Source organism: Pseudomonas sp. GXM4 (assembly GCF_008923895.1).
Lineage (GTDB): Bacteria > Pseudomonadota > Gammaproteobacteria > Pseudomonadales > Pseudomonadaceae > Aquipseudomonas > Aquipseudomonas atacamensis.
In genome coordinates, this window is sequence record NZ_WBRZ01000121.1 from 1 (window position 1) to 16,229 (window position 16,229).

Below are 16,229 nucleotides of genomic sequence, written 5' to 3' on the forward strand. Positions count from 1 at the left end.
CCAAATCCCAGGCACAAAAAAAGACGCCCTTGGACGTCTTTAGATGTTTATTTGGTGGGCCGGGGTAATCTGAATTGGTTTCTTAGATATTTGATTTAATTGACTAATGTGAGTTTGTAAAATTCTTTGGAATACCAACTGGAATACCGCGAGGAGCTGGATTGAGCAATATGCTTCGTATCCGTATCTTTCCGAGGACGGCTAAAAGCAATCTCTGTTTACTCGAAACCGGGCAAGCTGAGCATGCCTCCTATGGTGCGTTTGCCAAAGCCGGTGGGCATCAGGAATTTGTGCTTCTTCATCTCTGCGAGTACCGCCAACCATTCGGTTGTGCCAAAGCGCAGTTTGGTGTCGTTCCAGCTATGCATGACTTCGTTCACGATGGCTTCATCGGAAACCGGGCGGCCCTCGAGAATAAAGTCGTTCCATGCGGCATAGAGCGTCACTGTCATTTCGCAACGATCCGTATCCCAGTCCCGCATTAACTCGATGACCTGCTCAATGGTGGTACGTTCAGCGGCCGACCAGGCGCTGCTATACGCCAGCCGATGCTGTCCTGCATGGGAAAGCGGGCGGTAAGCATGGCCAACAGTCTCGCGCTCGATGCGCTCATACCATTGATGGTTTTTCAGCTCGACTTCGACCTTAGTCATCAACTGGCGATCGTGGGGGCCGGCTGCGTCGCGCAGGTAGTCACCTTGGATAGCGTTGAGCCTCGCTACGTGTTCGGCCAAGTAGATCACCTTCTGCAGCTTGCGTTGGCCGAAGGTGCGTTGACTATGCAGTCGATGGGTGACCTCTGCGGCGAGGAGGGTGCGGGCTACTTGCCGATCCGTGGCTATGGGCCCCTGCTGGCTATCTTCGGCGAGGGAGCGTTCGACCAGTGTGCTGGTCAACTGTGCGTTCAACTGACGGGCCTGGGTTAGGCGGGTTTTGAGTTGGTCGCAGAGGGCCATTAGTTGATCGACTTTGGCGACGATGCGCTGTTGTTCTCCGAGCGGCGGTAGCGGGAAAGCGCATGCTCGAAGTTGAGTCATATTGATGGAAGCAAGGTTTGTAGTCTGCTTTGACGAACCAGCGAAATACTCTCTTGCTGAGGCAGAATTCAGATACATCTCTGCCCAGCGTGGCTCCCAATCTGTTACCACTGCACGTGCCCGGAAAACATGGTTTTGGTGAAGGCATTCAGGCAACTCATCACGCCAAATTGCCGTACGCCCGACTTTGTCCCAATCACCACCTTCTGTAATCAGCAGGTCACCGTTCCGAAGTAGGTACTTTTCGACTTCGTCTTCTGGAATTTCGACTTCCTTAATCCGCTCCATCTCCAAGCGTCCACGTTGGACATTCGCCACGCGGACGTAGGGTTTGGATAACAGTTTGCGGCCGCCAAGTTTTCGTCCAAGTGTGACCCCGCCGGTCACATGTAAAACATCATCAATGGTTTGCCATTCCCAGCCGGCAGGGACGTCAAAAGGCGGTTCCGGTTGCAAATCGGCAGCCAGATCCTTTTGTTTACGAGCCTTCGATTTGGCTAGATAGCTTTGTTTTTCGGCTTGGATACGTTTTACAAACTCACTCGCCGACTCATCGTTGGGATCTTGCGGCACCAATTTGCCCATCACGGCAAGTTGCAGCAGGGTTTGTTTGAGGAGGTCGATGCTGGGTTCAGTGGTGAACAAGGTGTGGAAGTGTTCTGCCAGGCGCTGCCAGTTGGTGGCGAAATCGGTGGCGTCGCTGGCTTGGGGCAGGCTGTCGAGCAGCGTTTTCACCAGGTGGGCGTGGGCGCTTTCGGCGTCGGTCTGCTGGGCCTCCAGGCGGTCGCACAGGGCCATTAGCTCATCGACTTTGGCGACGATGCGGTCTTGTTCGGCGAGCGGGGGCACTGGCACTACCAGCTTTTCCATTTTATCTTTGGTCATGTGAAGCATAGATACGCCATGACCAGCAGCCTTGATCTCCTGCGTTTTCTCCAGCAACCAGTTGTAGAGGTAATGCTTGCTTAGCTGACCTTTGGCGTAAAAATCGAGCTTCCAGATGTGGTAGTGGTAGATTGAGCGCTCACCATCCCAAATGAATGGTCCGAAGGATGCAGACCAAGCAAACAATAAGTCTCCCGGATTGCAGTACTTATCCTCTTCAAGGGTGAGAGTCGAGTAATACCAATGATTGGATGTAAATAGGTTCCCAACTCGCAGGACGGGCGTACCTGCGTCTAGCAGCTCTTCTTTCTTGTAGGCCCTACCATTAAGGATATTCACAACATCAGCAAGTCGAGCCCGCGCCCAGCCCGCTGGCAGCTCAAATGCTGGATCTTCGGCACCTCTTTCAGACGGCGCCTTCTGCTCCTTGATCTTGCCCTCAGCCACCAACCGCACCTTTTCCTCGGCAATGCGCTTGAGCAACTCACTGGCCGGTTCATCACTTGGATCTTGCGGCACCAACTTGCCCCGCACTGCCAGTTCCAGAATCAGTTCACGCAGCTTTTTGATACCGCTCGGCGCGCCAGCCAGCAGTGGCAAGTTATCTGTAAGCAGCGTCGTCATACCTCGCGCTCCAGGGCTTCAGCCAGCACGGCCTTAAGTTGGTCGCGCAGGTCGCTGATCTCGCCTTGCAGCGTGGCGTAGTTGCGCAGCAGTTCGTCCGGGTCGTGGCTGATTTGTTCGCCGATATGCGGGTTTTTGCAGTCCAGGTTCCAGTTTCGCGCTTGCAGCTCTTCGACGCTGACCTGCCAGGCAAATTCGTTCTCCACCCGTGCGGCAAAGCCATCGACCTCACTGCCCCACCAGGCTTCTTCCACTGAGAACTCTTCGATGCGCATGGGGCGGGTCTTGGAGTAATTCTTCACACCGGCCGGATACTGGTGCTCGTAGAACCACACCTGTTTGGTCGGTGTGCCCTTGGTGAAGAACAGCAGGTTAGTCTTGATGCTGGTGTAGGGGTTGAACACGCCGTTGGGCAGGCGAACGATGGTGTGCAGGTTGCACTCGGTCAGCAGTTTTTCCTTGATGCGGCTTTTGATGCCTTCGCCAAACAGAAAGCCATCGGGTAGCACCACGGCGGCGCGGCCACCGTCTTTCAGCAACTGCATGATCAACACTAAAAACAGGTCTGCCGTCTCACGAGTGCGGAAGGCCGCTGGGAAGTTGGTTTCGATGCCGTCTTCTTCCATGCCGCCGAATGGTGGGTTGGCGACGATGCAGTGCATGCGCTCGCTCGGCCCCCAACTGATCAGCGGTTTGCTCAGGGTGTTATCGTGGCGAATCTGATTCGGCACTTCGATGCCGTGCAGAATCATATTGGTGGTGGCCAGCAGGTGCGGCAACGGCTTTTTCTCCACGCCGAAGATGCTGGCCTGCAGGGTGCGTTCGTCTTCGGTGGTTTCTACATAGCGGCTGCGCTTATGCTCAATGGCACAGGTCAGAAATCCGCCCGTGCCGCAGGCCGGGTCCATGACCTTTTCGTCCAACTTCGGATCGACCATACGCACCATAAACTCGGTGACTGGGCGCGGGGTGTAGAACTCGCCAGCATTACCCGCGTTCTGTAGGTCTCGCAGCAGTTGCTCATAGAGGTTGCCGAACTCGTGGCGTTCCTGGGCCTTGTTGAAATCCACGCCTTCCTGAATCTTGTTGATCACCTGGCGCAGCAGTTGGCCGGATTTCATGTAGTTGTAAGCGTCCTCAAATACGCTGCGCACCACATAGGCCGAAGGCGTGTTGCTGTACTCATTCAGGTTCTGCAACTGGGGGAATAGGTTGTTGTCGATAAAGTCCTTGAGCGCCTCGCCGGTCATGCCTTCCGGATCGGCGGCCCAGGTACGCCAGCGGCAACTGTCGGGAATGGGCGAGCGGTAGTTATCGTCCATCAGCTCCCATTCCAGCTCGCGGTCATCGAAGATTTTCAGGAACAGCAGCCAAACCAACTGGCCGATACGCTGGGCGTCGCCGTCTACGCCAACGTCTTTGCGCATGATGTCCTGGATGGACTTGATGGTGGAGCTAATGGACATGAAATTCTCTCAACGCATACCGCATGGGGGGCGAAATTCTACAGGATAGTGTGGGCAGCTGCTTTGGCAGGTCGTCGGTAGTTGGCTGTCAACTGGCGTAAAGTTCGTCTTCCAGTTCGTGGATGGCCTGGTTGTAACCAGCCTTGCCGCCGAAGGCTTTGACCAACTCCATGGGCGCACCGAACTGGCTGAAAGGGTCAAGCTGAAGGATTTTGATGTCCTCAATATGCTCGATACCGGTATCGGCATATTTATCAAGCAACGCCTCCAACACCTGGCGGGCGGCGCCGGAATACTTGGCAAAGTAGTTGCGCTTTTTCACCTGCTCGGCTCGCTCGCGGCGTGACAGGGCGGGCTGATCGAAGGCGATATGGCAGATCAGATCGAACGGATCGAGCGGTTTACCCTGCTTCTTTTCCACTTCTTCAGCCAAGGCTTCCCACATCACACCCTGGACGGCCATTTCTTCGATGATGACTTTCTTTTGCTCGGCATCACTCCAGCGCCGGAGGAAGTCATCCAGCGAGGTGAACTGCTTTTTTACACAAGTGCGGGTGTAGTCGTGGAGCGATTCGGTGATGAGTCGTCCATCCGGACCGTAGTACTGCACGCGCTCGGCAACGACGTAAATCGGGACGGTATCGATCACGTACTTAATGCGTTTTTTGCCATCTTCCTCGCCGGTAAACTCCAGTCCATCACCGTTGTTATCGCCGCCGGCGATGATGCCGTCTTCATCTCCCTGCGGATCGTCTGGTGGCACGGGCGAGTCATTAACGTCGGGGGCGAAGATCACTACTGGATCACCATCGAAGGCCGGGTCGGCAAATAGCTCGGTAGCTTTTTTGAAGTCCATGATGGTGAACCAGTACTTGCCGTAGTCCTCGTTAATCCGAGTGCCACGACCAATAATTTGCTTGAACTCGGTCATTGATTTGATGTGCTGGTCGAGCACGATCAGCTTGCAGGTCTGAGCGTCGACGCCGGTGGTCATTAGTTTGCTGGTGGTGGCAATGACCGGGTAGCGCTCTTCCGGGTTGATGAAGTTGTCCAGCTCGGCCTTGCCTTCCTGGTCATCACCGGTGATACGCATGATGTATTTGCGATTCTCGGCCACGCGCTCAGGGTTGAGGTTAACCAGGGCCTGGCGCATGCGCTCGGCATGGTTGATGTCGTCGCAGAAGATGATGGTTTTCTGAAACGGATCGGTGGCTTTGAGGAGCTCGGTAACTTTTTGCGCCACCAGTTGGGTGCGTGCCTCAATGACTAGGGTGCGATCCATGTCCTTGAGGTTGTAGATTCGGTCTTCGATCAGTTCGCCGTTTTTGTCGAGCATGCCCTTGGGCGGACGCCACCCTTGCAGATCCTTGTCGAAGTCGATGCGCACCACTTTATAGGGAGCGAGGAAGCCGTCCTCGATGCCTTGCTTCAGTGTGTAGCTGTAAATTGGCTCACCAAAGTAAGTGATGCTCGATACCTCTTTGGTCTCCTTCGGTGTGGCCGTAAGGCCGACATGGGTGGCGCTGGAGAAGTAGTCGAGGATTTCACGCCAGGCGGAATCCTCGGAGGCGCTGCCACGGTGACATTCGTCGATCACGATCAGGTCGAAGAAGTCGCGGGAGAACTGCTTGTAAATGTTCATCTCTTCATCAGTGCCGGTGACGGCCTGATAGAGCGACAGGTAGATCTCGTAGGAGGTATCGATCTGGCGTTTGGCGATTTTGGTCATCGCCTGGCCGAAGGGCTTGAAGTCGTTGTTCTTGGTCTGGTCGACCAGGATGTTACGGTCGGCCAGAAACAGGATGCGTTTCTTCTGTTTCGATTTCCACAGCCGCCAGATGATTTGGAAGGCGGTGTAAGTCTTGCCGGTGCCCGTGGCCATCACCAGCAGAATACGGTCTTGGCCGCGCGCCACAGCCTCGACGGTGCGGTTGATGGCATTCATCTGATAATAGCGAGGCATGCGCCCGGAGCCGTCGTCGTAGTAGGGCGCTTCGATCTTGTGCTGGGCTGTCGTATCCAGCCCCTTCCACTGGCAGTAGCGGTGCCAGAGTTCGGCAGGGCTAGGGAATTGATCAAGGTTGAGTTCGGTTTCTACCTGGCTGCCTGTGCCACTGCGGTCATGAAACAGAAAACCATCGCCATTGCTGGAGAACGCGAACGGTACGTCCAGCGCCTCTGCATAGCCCAGGGCTTGCTGCATGCCGGAGCCAACGGAGTGCTTGTTGTCCTTCGCCTCGATTACAGCGATAGGCAGATTGGCCTGGTGGTAGAGGATGAAGTCTGCGCGGCGTGCTTCTCCACGGCTGTGAAGTTTACCCCGGACAATAATGCGGCCTTTGGTAAAGCTGACTTCCTCGCGCACCTGCTTGTGCATGTCCCATCCAGCTTGTTGAACGGCTGGGGCGATGTATTTGCTGCATATGTCCCGCTCGGAAAGCGACTTTTTGTCCATAACCCCAATTCCCTTTCAAGCCGGCCTGGTCGCTCCATTCCGGCACTGCTGATCGTGCTCGATGGGCGTAAATGTACCTTGTTTGATGGTGGCACGGGGGAAGATCAGATTTTGGTGAGAGAGCTTCAGGCAAGACTAGCCGAGGCCATAGCAAGACTATCGTTTCACTTTGTCCCTACAGTGCTTTTATCTTGGATCGTGCGCTACGGCAGGGTGAAGGTGACTTGGAAGCAACGCCATTAGGCAATCGGCAAAGGAACCTTAAGAAATTTGGGCCCTGTACTTTCCTGTCAGGCGCGAGGTGTATCCAGCGGGATGGCCTATTCTCAATTTAGTGGCGGTTTTTGGCGGCGGAGTCAATCTTTCGACGTGAAGCTGAGGGCTGCGTACCGTAGACTCCAAGTTATAAGTGGCACTATGCTACTCTCTATTAGAATTTCCACGGAAGGGTGCTCGATGTCGCAAGATCTCCTGCTTACACAGAATGCCCAATTCTACCGCCCTACGGCACCTTTTACTAAGGCTATGCTTACGGTAATCCTCGAAGCTGCCAGCTCCAATATGACTATTGGTAGTGTATTTATTGCGGACATCCTGGACCAAGATGACGCGCTTCCAGACGGTAGTGAGTTTTCCTATAGCCTTCGTGTCTTCAAGACCGACCGTGATGTACATTTTTGGCAGCAGCCACTCAAAGATACGATCTATGCGTTCATTTTGATCATTGCCATAGATGGCTGTATCGCTATATTTAAAAAGTCGTGTGCCAGCATAACGGAAAGCATGGACAAGCATGCGACGCTAATTCGGAGTGGTGAGCTGACCTCGGCTTTTAGCGACGTCGATGCGCAGTATCAAAAGATGGCGACCCGTAATATGACTGTCTCCGATCGAGCAATGCGTGGTCGGGCCTTTGAAGCTTCAGATCTGAAGGGGCTTATGTCTGTACATGCTGCGGGGAGGTCAATACCTTACTTTTTCAAACTTAAATTGAAAGGGCGTACTAAAACTATTTCCGCGCAGAGCGGACGAGTGGTCGAGGCATCCGAGCGAAAATCGATACATCACGCCGTGGAATGGGCTAAGGCACAACTGCACGATATTCATCATCCTTCAGCTGAAAAAGATTTCCTCAATAATTTCGCAAAATTTATCGAGCTTGATTTAGTCTGGAAATCGAGTGCGCCAAACGCGATTTTGCTGGAGTATTCGTTTTTTGTTGAAAACGTAATAGATCAAGGTATCCCTATTTTTTACACAACCAAACATGGTCGTGTTATTGAGATGACATCTAAGCAGATCAGGTCGTTGATTGCGGAAATGGAACAGGTTTACGAAATTGGTCCCGGTCCCGAATTCGAACTCCTAGGTAGTTTTAGGGCAGCCACGCTCAAAAAGAATCTTCACTCGATTGCCGTAAATAGCCGGGCACTCCGAAATATTCACTTTGAACAGAACGGCAAACGGGTCACGCTCCAGGCCTATATCAAGAAGCAGAGTTTGGCAACTATCACATTCACCGACCCAAGGTACATGTATTTTATGGGTCAGTGCTTTGAAGATGGTGCGGGGATCAACGAAATCCCTTCAATGCTACGGACTTTAAAAGTCCTACCTACGCTAGTCGCGGCGACCTCTGAGAAAGGTGTAATTACAAAGAAGATAACTAAGTTTGATTCCACCTCGGTATTTGATATCGTTGAAATAGCTCATGGTGCTGACGATTACGTTTTTTGCGATGATTTAGGCAATGAGTGGGCAGATCACATCACATTTAATCAAACTGATTTTTCGGTGTCTTTCATACACTCCAAACATGGGAAGCCTAGCAAGTCGGCCAGCAATCTCCATGATGTCGTTGGTCAAGCCATCAAAAATATCGGTAATATGGACGTTGATCCGAAGCTGTTTCTAAAGAAGTACAAGGAAAAGCTTCAAAAGAAATACAGTGGTGGTCTTTTGGATCGCACGAGAAAAAGTATTCCTGGCAAATTCGAGGATTATCTTTTCAAGATTAGGCAGGACTATCGATTCAATCGAAGGTGTATAATTTGCTGCTCATTCATATCGAAGAAAATCATTGAGAAGGAGTTCAAGAAAATCCAAAAAGGAAAGAGTGTGGCAGGTAACATAACTCAGCTTTATTGGATCTTGTCGTCGTTCGTGCATGCCGCTAAAGAAGCGGGAATACATCCAATCGTTTATTGTCAAGAGTAACTTTATAAAGCATCACGTAGATACGAGCGTTAGATCACTGGCTTCTATAATTCCCTTATCGCTTGCGGATCAAAAGAGCTGTGAACTCGCCGTATTGTATTTAGCCAAAGCCGCAACAAAATCACCTGTCGAAGGACAGGTGATTTTGTTGGTTTCAGTAATCGCTACGAAAACTATACGAAAACTTTCATCGCCCCGATCAAGATGCCGATCGTCACCGCGAGCATGGAAGCCATACGAATGGACAATTTGAGGTCAGATTTAGCGATCTCTGCAGTCAACCGATGATCAATTTTAGATATCTCGGAAGTCAGCCGATGATCGGCTTTAGACAGTTCAGCAGTCAGTCGCTGCTCTAGGTTGGTGAGATCACTTTTCGTCGCGAGTAGTGTGAGCATGTCAGATTCCAATGCTTGGATAACAGCTTCGGCTTTGAGCTCAGGTACGTCGATTGCGCGCAATGCCTGATACATCGCCAGTTCCATTTTCATTAAGGCCTCCTAAAACAAAAAAGGCCTTCCCCACGACGGGAAAGACCCGTCGTGGGTGGGAAAGTCATGCTTCCATCGACATTCAAGTCGACTGTCCGCGCTGCCGGAAGCTATGCGGTCATTTGGTGGATCCTGCGGAGAACCGCAGCGCCGTCTTGAAGATCCTGGCGGCTTGGGTGCTGAACTAATCAGCTAGATGCATAGCAAAAGTGCCCCTGAGGACTTCGGCTGTCAATCCGGTAATCGGTTTTCGACTGTTTCTTAATGTTGTGTGAGGCTTATCCCTGCCTGTGCTCAACACCACTGTCAGATTCGGGTCGTTGAGGATCGACGTCGAGCGGCCCGAATTATCGGCCGAGGTACGTAGCGGTAATTTGTGTTCTCTCATGCCCGAGTTCACGGCTGATAATTTGTCGAGCGGTACGGTCTTGAGAACGCTGCATTGGGGTCAATTCCTTGGACGTGATCCCCCCAGCCGCCGGTGCCTTCCATCCTGTCAACGCTACGTAACGGCTTTGTGCATAATGATGACGTAGCCCATGCATGTGGCTCAGGCCTGCTGCCTTGCACTGACCATCGTAGGTGTTTCTCTGCTGAATATACGTTTTGTGAGCCGGGATTAATGAGCTGGCTCCCGCTAACTGGTGTGCCGCGTTCAGCACCTCGCGCTGTTGCGAAGTAGTGATCGGAACAGAGCGATCACGCCCGCCCTTCGTCCATGAGCCCTTGAGGAGAATGTGATCTCCTTGATCCGCATACTTGGGCTGAAATTTGATCGCTTCCTCACGGCGTAGTCCAAAAACGGACTGAAGCTGGAGACTCATGCGTACATGGACATCGGTGATCTTGCCAAGGTCTGTTCCCAGTTCCTGAGCTTTGCTGACGTTAGTGACGAAGCGCCGTTCGGCCACACCCAGTTGCGTGTTGTCCGCGGGGAGAATGCCAGCCTTGCCGATTTTTTCAGCCCACCATCGAAGGTGTGCAAGCCGATTTTTGATGGTGCCGGGTGACAGGCCTTCGCCTTGCCAGCGATCCAGCAGTGCCAGTACGTGTTTGCCTTTGAGCGACGGGGCTTTCATCTGACGGAAGCCAACCTCACGCAGTTGGCGAGCGATCAGTCCCAATGAGCGGATACGATCGGCTTGAGTGTTGTGACTGCCATCGCGATTGCGCCGGCAAAGTTGCCGCAGGGTGTAGGTCAAATCGTCCATATCCCATCCACTCACTAGCTTTGTTTTGCGCTGTTGTCCTTTCCTGAAAATCATTGGTAAGTGTTGGTGCCAACTCGTTATGCGAGATCCCCGAAGGGCAGGGGCGTGGTGTTCAGGAAACACCGGTGTCTCGGCTGAGACGTCCGTCTTTCTTCCTGCTGGAAGGTCGGACGGAGATGGAGCGGGATGAGTTGGTTTTTAACGTGGATGAGTACTCCAAGGAAATGGATGGGATTGTTAAGTGGAAGCAGTCGGCGTTGCGCACAGGTCCGCTATTTGGGACAGCGTAGTAGCGGCATATTAGGGAATAGGTCTACAGACAAAGGCGGCTCCGTCCGATGGGTATGGGTCGGTATACTTCTGGAACCTTTCATACCTGGCTAACTCCATCCTGCTGGATCAGCGCTTACAGGAGTCTTGCGCTTTTGGGACGACGACTCTCGAACCTGTCGTCTTAGGTTTTTGCTGGGCCAGTGTATGGGGGCATCATCATGTATGCCGCACGTTTTAGGATTCAGGATTTGCCCGTTATGTTGAGGCGTCGGCGGGGCCGTCACTGCGGTTTGCAGTGACGGCCCGGTTCATGCGCGTTTTCGGGTAGGGGCATACATATCATTGCCTTAGGGACTGACGCGGCCTTCGGCCTTGTCGGCTCCCTGCGCAGGGGCGGCATGGTTCCCAAGCCACGCCTGCGCAGGGAGCTGTGAGGAAGAAGGAGCAGGGCACCGTAAAGCCTCCGTGTCCGCCAGTGTTGGCGCGCAGGCGTAAGTCCCCGTCAGACAGGCCCGTGGCGATTATCCTCCGAGACTGAACCTGAAAGTCGGTTTTGAACGGGCGAATTTTTTCGCGTGATTCCAATAGCTTGCGTCGCAAATCACTTTGCGCTAGGTTTGCCACACGTCGCTACATGGTCGACGGGCTGCCCACCCCTTGAGGCCTCACCGGCCGCAGCTAACCGCATCGAACCATGATCATTACAGCAATCTCTTGACCTGAGCCTCTTCCGGGCATCGGGGATGGCGGGTGGGCGTCTCCGATGTCGCTCCTTGGGAGCAACGGAGAACTTATGGTACCGACTACACGCCGCGAAACTATCAAAGTGCAGGCTAAGCAACTGCGCGATTTGTTCGATATCGACCTGACAACTGCCAAATACGTTTTAGCGCGCGGCCCCTATGGCTGTGCCGATTGGGCGGATTTGTGTACCCGACTCGAACAGGAGCCCCCTCTTCAAGGTTCGCTGCAACTGGCCGAACTGCCCCAGTCCCTGGATGCAACAGCATATCTGGCCAAGCATCTATGCACGTTGGCGGCCTCGGTCAGCCAACTGATCATCACTAACCGCAATTTGCCAGAGCTCTGTGAAGCGCTGCGGAAAGTATTCGCGGTACCGGGCAACCCAGTGACACTGCAGGACGTTTTGCAGGCCATCACGCCAAGTGAGTGGCTACCCACCGACATGGGGCCTGACCCACTGGCGGTGATTCAAAGTCGAGTCTGTGTTAACGGGAAGGATCTGCTGCTGTTGGGAACTCGGATTTTCTGGCCGCGGTTATTTACCTTTGATGCAGAGATCACTGTCGAGCCAGTGACTGCTGAGCCCTTTGGTGACGACCTGAAAATCATGTGGGAGGTCGCTCCTTGGTATCAGGCAAGCCGAGACTATTTGTTCGAATATCAACGTGGAGACGACTGGGACGACCTGCCAGACTTCGTGGAACCGCTGATTCCCGAATCTGCGCGGATGCAAATGCATGCCCGATGGTTCGCACAGTGCCTGAAAGAGTGGCCGCAGGAGCGCCGCTACAATGACGAGGGAGAGGAGTTTATTCCGTTCCTCTACCAAGGGCACGCGTACTTGGTGTTCGGCGTGCCCTGCGCCGAACCGGTGATACACCCGCCGTTGCGCCGCCAGTACATCCAGTTCCCGGACGAAGACAATAACTGCTCTCAAGTCATTGTGCTCGGTGGCCAGTTGCTGCAGATCGAGATGCTGATCGTGTCTAAACCAACACAACACCAGTATTGGGATTACGCAGACTATCACCAGGCGTTATGCAATGGATTGCTGGATGGCGCGGCGGCCGCAGGCTGGATCAGCGCGCCCCTGCAGGGTTGGGGTGACCTGTTATTCATCAGCCCCGCCTGTCGCTCAACTCTGGAGCGCCAACTGCGAGTGGAGATCAAGCCCGAGCCCAATGAAACGCTCCTGACCCTGCAGACTGACAATCCAAGCCTTGCCATGGAAGTGCTGGAGCGGGTGCACAAAGGGGATTTCATTCGCTACGAGCACGCAATGTTCGGTGCGCACTACGCCATGCGCATTGACCTGCCGGCGGACCACGCCTGCGTTGATCTGAGCCTGTCGATGAACTGTATCGAACAGACAGTCTTTCACAGTACCCACCTGATCAGCCGGCGCGTGATCCAAAACGATGGGGACAAGCAGATGCTGTACTGCGATATTGAACCGGCCTTGCTCAAACTGGTGGAGCGCCAACCGCTAAAGTTGCTGAAGAAAGCCATCCGCGAAGGGCAGGTCCTGCGCGTCCAAGGGCTGTCCGAACAGCTAAAGGCAGCACCAACGTTGCAGGCCAGTGGATCAATGTTCGATCCGACCTCCAACGGAGTGGTTAATCCTCTAGAGGAGTCGCTGTTTGATGGTGACGAGGCGTTAACCTTCCACTCGATCCGCTATCAACGCAGTAACCTCTAACCAAGTGTCCAGCGACGCGGTGAATCCCGCGTTGCTGGACAACCGAGCCCTTCTGTCCCTCCGCCAAACAGGTCCGCTCAACGCGCCCAATCGCTCGATATAAAGCCTCGCCGACTGTTCGTCGCGCCAGCCGACATAGTCCATCAGCGATTTGCCGCTCCACTGGTAGCGGCTACGCCAGGTCGCAAAGCCGGGCGCGCCGGAGTGCGCTGTAACCTTTACTGTCTACCCCCCCCGTCGAAATGCCTCGTGCAGGATCCGTGACACGCTTTTGGGGGGCAGCCCCGCCTCGCCCAGGTGTCCCTGCGAACAATTCTGGAAGGCGGATTACAACCTTTTCGAGCTTGGTGGCCGGCTACGCGTGATCGAAATCGTCTTTGGCTGAACTCCGCGTGGTGGGTCCAGAATAACTCAGATCGCTACGCAAAATGGCCAAAGTAATAGTATGCAGGCGTCAGCCCGTATCGACCAAAAGCGGTCATCCAAGTGAGGCAGCTATCGGCCAAAAGGAGCTAAATAGGTGCGCCCAGCTAGGGTCAAGCTCTGATATTGGCAGATCGATATCCTTAGCGCTTGCGGCAGATGGGCGGGATCGGTTTGCTATGACTCTCACGCCTGGATGCAAAACCTAGTGGCTACGACGAAGAAATCGATCTCCGCACGAAAGCATTGACAATCAAGCGAGGTGGCTAGGCCAACTTCGCTCGTGCGGACGCGGGTTTGACAGCAGATGTCCGAGTTTTTGTAACCAAGCAGTAGGAAACTTTGGCCGTTTAGGCATCATGGTGAATAACGCTGGCGTCTTCACTGGCCTGAAGACAATCCGGGAGGGGAACGAGACAGGAATCGGACCCCTCGACCCTAGTCCATTAAAAACGGTAAGAACTCTTAGCTTCAACTATAAAAAAGGCACTCATTTGGGCACTCAGCAAAAACTGAGACCAGCATCAGTTTTAACTACTTGTCACCTCAGCTTAGCTCAGGCAGTACGCTTGGGCTACTGTTCCATAACCACAATCTGGATGCGCGAGTATTCGTCATCCCGGCGTCCCAGCATCTCCTCGGGCGTACCGTAGATTGAGCTGACCGTTCCTTTGAGCAGGTTTTCAGCTGCGCGCAGAGCTCTGTCCCTACAGGTCAAATGTCCCAATAATTAATGTGATAATGTCCTTTATCACCATAGGAACGGACACCTTCGATGAAACTCGACAAAGACTTGGTTCGCGAAATTCTGCTGGCCATAGAAGCCAGCGACAAAACGCCTGACTCGTGGATTAACCTCGCTATCGAAAGCCACAGCAAGGATGAGGCTTCCTATCACGTGATGCTGCTGCATGAAGCGGGATTGATTGTGGCGCAAGATCTTTGCTCAATGAGTGACTTCGATTGGCGACCAAAACGATTGGCGTCTGACCAAAGCCGGCGCGGAGAAAGCCGGTGGAGTAAGCCTGGCGGTGATGCTGGAAATAGGCAAAGCATACGGCAAGCAAGTGCTCAAGGATCGCTTAAGGATCGATCTTCCATGAATAGCCCCTTTCTACGAACTTGGTGATAGCGCGATCCCGACGCTATTTAGCTAAGCCTGCGAGCGGACCCATAGGCGAGAGTCATTATTATCGAACACGCCAAAATCAATCGTTAAAACTGGCAAAACTCGACAGTAGGCTAGAGATTTTAAAGATAGGCGAACCTCATGACATTCGACACAACTGATAGTTATGCAACAGGCTTAAATCATAAAGGGTCCGTTCCACCTTCCGAATCTATGTTTTTTGACAGAACATGAAAAAAGCCATTACGTATACGGGCGACCAAATCTGTAGATCACTACTGCAAAAAGCTATTCGGCGGGGGGCCGTGGATGTAGCAGAGAGCGCAACAATTCACCTGATCCAAAAGGGAGAGACAGCATGGCTGAAAAACAGATTAGGCGTTATAGCATTTGAAGAAGCTTGGGCGTTCGCAGCAAAACTTCAATTTACAACAAATGAGCAGCTGCGCATAAAGCAATATAAGGAGCTCGCAAGTTCCTCGAAGAATAAAAATGCTGCAGGCTTAGGAAGTCTAGGGTACGAGTTATCTAAGGGAGCCGGATCAGTACTAGTAAAAAATGAACCCACAAATAAGCACGTTAAAATTATCGCCGAGGCAGTTAGACGCCCTGATGATTTCTGGCGTTGGGTAAAGCAGTTAAAATCAGACCAAGAGGGACTAGGGTTCTTAGAAAAAGCTGAGTCCGGATTCAAGCTGGCGGGATGGCCATGGGATAAAGCATTTGCCATTGCAAGTGCCTACTTATTTGTAACGGATGATGTGCCAGTAGTAACAGTGTTCAATTATTCGCCCCCTGCTAGCTTCCCGCTTTGGGTGGCTATAGACAAGCATACAACCATAGGAAAAAGAGCATTAGAAAAATGCGCAGAAAAATTTAATCTTGATAAAACTACTCTCGGATGGATTCAGTTTTATCTTGAAAGTGCGAAATGCGCAAACCTTCAACCTTCTCCATGGTGGGAAAGGGAAAAGTCATGGCGATTAGAAACAGAAGGCGTAGGTCGCGGCAAAGCCGAAATTATCTGGCGTGACAGCTCAATTTTTTTACATGAATTACTAGCCTCTCAAGAGGCCGCATTAAAGAATGAATTAGAACACTCCTCAAACCAGTATCAATCAACTCTAAAAACCCAAGGTAATCTCATCTAGCAGGGAGCAAGCCATGTCAATAAAAGACAAAGCAGAAATTGAAAAAATTGTAAAATCATTAGAGCATCGAAATGCTCTTTTATACCATGCTTGCCAACTTAAGGACTTCAGATCCTACATCCGACTAGGAGGAATTCCTTCCAGAAACAAACTTCTGAATAGCAAATTGGATTTTACGGTATTCGATACTGATAGAATTGATAAAGAAAATGATGTATGGGATAAAGTTTTCGGGAATTTTTCAGATTTCGGTCGAGAGTTCACAAAAGAAACGTCGAACTCACAGCCTAATCCGTACGGACCTATTCAGATTGTGTTCAAGCCCAATGCTTTGCGATCCACGTCCGATTTATCTATCTCATTCAGATCAGCAGGTGCTCGTGACTTTGACAGAGATAAAGAAACCATAAAGAATTCTCAAGAA

10 protein-coding genes are annotated in these 16,229 nt (G+C 52.4%); 5 read left to right on the top strand and 5 right to left on the bottom strand.

All coding sequences use genetic code 11. The annotated features are described in order from the left end of the window. Positions 1-218: 218 nt before the first annotated feature. The 3 genes from F8N49_RS16025 to hsdR all read right to left on the bottom strand — a co-directional run bounded on the left by F8N49_RS16025 (position 219) and on the right by hsdR (position 6,467). Complete coding sequence (locus F8N49_RS16025) at positions 219-2,546, bottom strand: restriction endonuclease subunit S (protein ID WP_151551895.1); 2,328 nt, start codon at positions 2,544-2,546, stop codon at positions 219-221. Next, a complete protein-coding gene (locus F8N49_RS16030; RefSeq protein ID WP_151551896.1) occupies positions 2,543-4,012 on the bottom strand; it encodes a class I SAM-dependent DNA methyltransferase in 1,470 nt (489 codons plus the stop codon). The genes F8N49_RS16025 and F8N49_RS16030 overlap by 4 nt, the downstream gene beginning before the upstream one ends. A gap of 88 nt (positions 4,013-4,100) precedes the next feature. Continuing rightward, the gene (gene hsdR / locus F8N49_RS16035) at positions 4,101-6,467 is read right to left on the bottom strand and encodes an EcoAI/FtnUII family type I restriction enzme subunit R (protein ID WP_151551897.1); all 2,367 of its coding nucleotides are present in this window, start codon (positions 6,465-6,467) and stop codon (positions 4,101-4,103) included. Between the two features lie 456 nt (positions 6,468-6,923). Here hsdR and F8N49_RS16040 point away from each other — a divergent pair, with 456 nt between their 5' ends. Then, positions 6,924-8,684, top strand: coding sequence for a hypothetical protein (locus F8N49_RS16040; RefSeq protein ID WP_151551898.1), 1,761 nt, complete (start codon positions 6,924-6,926; stop codon positions 8,682-8,684). 173 nt (positions 8,685-8,857) lie between these two features. Here the strand turns inward: F8N49_RS16040 and F8N49_RS16045 are convergent, their stop codons facing one another. Both F8N49_RS16045 and F8N49_RS16050 read right to left on the bottom strand, forming a co-directional pair. Further along, on the bottom strand, positions 8,858-9,175 hold the full coding sequence (locus F8N49_RS16045; protein WP_151551899.1) for a hypothetical protein: 318 nt from the start codon (positions 9,173-9,175) through the stop codon (positions 8,858-8,860). Positions 9,176-9,522: 347 nt separating this feature from the next. Beyond that, on the bottom strand, positions 9,523-10,386 hold the full coding sequence (locus F8N49_RS16050) for an integrase domain-containing protein (protein WP_151551900.1): 864 nt from the start codon (positions 10,384-10,386) through the stop codon (positions 9,523-9,525). Between the two features lie 1,066 nt (positions 10,387-11,452). On the opposite strand from F8N49_RS16050, the gene F8N49_RS16055 reads away from it, so the two are divergent. The 4 genes from F8N49_RS16055 to F8N49_RS16070 all read left to right on the top strand — a co-directional run. Further along, positions 11,453-13,102 carry a hypothetical protein gene (locus F8N49_RS16055; protein ID WP_151551901.1) on the top strand — a complete coding sequence of 550 codons (1,650 nt, stop codon included), beginning with the start codon at positions 11,453-11,455 and terminating at the stop codon, positions 13,100-13,102. Positions 13,103-14,300: 1,198 nt separating this feature from the next. Beyond that, positions 14,301-14,654, top strand: a complete 354-nt coding sequence (locus F8N49_RS16060) for a DUF2513 domain-containing protein (RefSeq protein ID WP_256675456.1) — start codon at positions 14,301-14,303, stop codon at positions 14,652-14,654. Positions 14,655-14,884: 230 nt separating this feature from the next. Next, entirely contained in the window at positions 14,885-15,805 is a 921-nt protein-coding gene (locus F8N49_RS16065; RefSeq protein WP_151551902.1) for a hypothetical protein, read from the top strand. 13 nt (positions 15,806-15,818) lie between these two features. Further along, positions 15,819-16,229 (top strand): hypothetical protein (locus F8N49_RS16070; protein ID WP_151551903.1); only part of this gene is annotated, 411 nt, incomplete at its 3' end.

Excerpts from the sequence above, each read along its gene's own strand:
- F8N49_RS16025 (WP_151551895.1), bottom strand. The coding sequence starts at position 2,546 with ATGACGACGCTGCTTACAGATAACTTGCCACTGCTGGCTGGCGCGCCG.
- F8N49_RS16030 (WP_151551896.1), bottom strand. The coding sequence starts at position 4,012 with ATGTCCATTAGCTCCACCATCAAGTCCATCCAGGACATCATGCGCAAA.
- hsdR (WP_151551897.1), bottom strand. The coding sequence starts at position 6,467 with ATGGACAAAAAGTCGCTTTCCGAGCGGGACATATGCAGCAAATACATC.
- F8N49_RS16040 (WP_151551898.1), top strand. The coding sequence starts at position 6,924 with ATGTCGCAAGATCTCCTGCTTACACAGAATGCCCAATTCTACCGCCCT.
- F8N49_RS16045 (WP_151551899.1), bottom strand. The coding sequence starts at position 9,175 with ATGAAAATGGAACTGGCGATGTATCAGGCATTGCGCGCAATCGACGTA.
- F8N49_RS16050 (WP_151551900.1), bottom strand. The coding sequence starts at position 10,386 with ATGGACGATTTGACCTACACCCTGCGGCAACTTTGCCGGCGCAATCGC.
- F8N49_RS16055 (WP_151551901.1), top strand. The coding sequence starts at position 11,453 with ATGGTACCGACTACACGCCGCGAAACTATCAAAGTGCAGGCTAAGCAA.
- F8N49_RS16060 (WP_256675456.1), top strand. The coding sequence starts at position 14,301 with ATGAAACTCGACAAAGACTTGGTTCGCGAAATTCTGCTGGCCATAGAA.
- F8N49_RS16065 (WP_151551902.1), top strand. The coding sequence starts at position 14,885 with ATGAAAAAAGCCATTACGTATACGGGCGACCAAATCTGTAGATCACTA.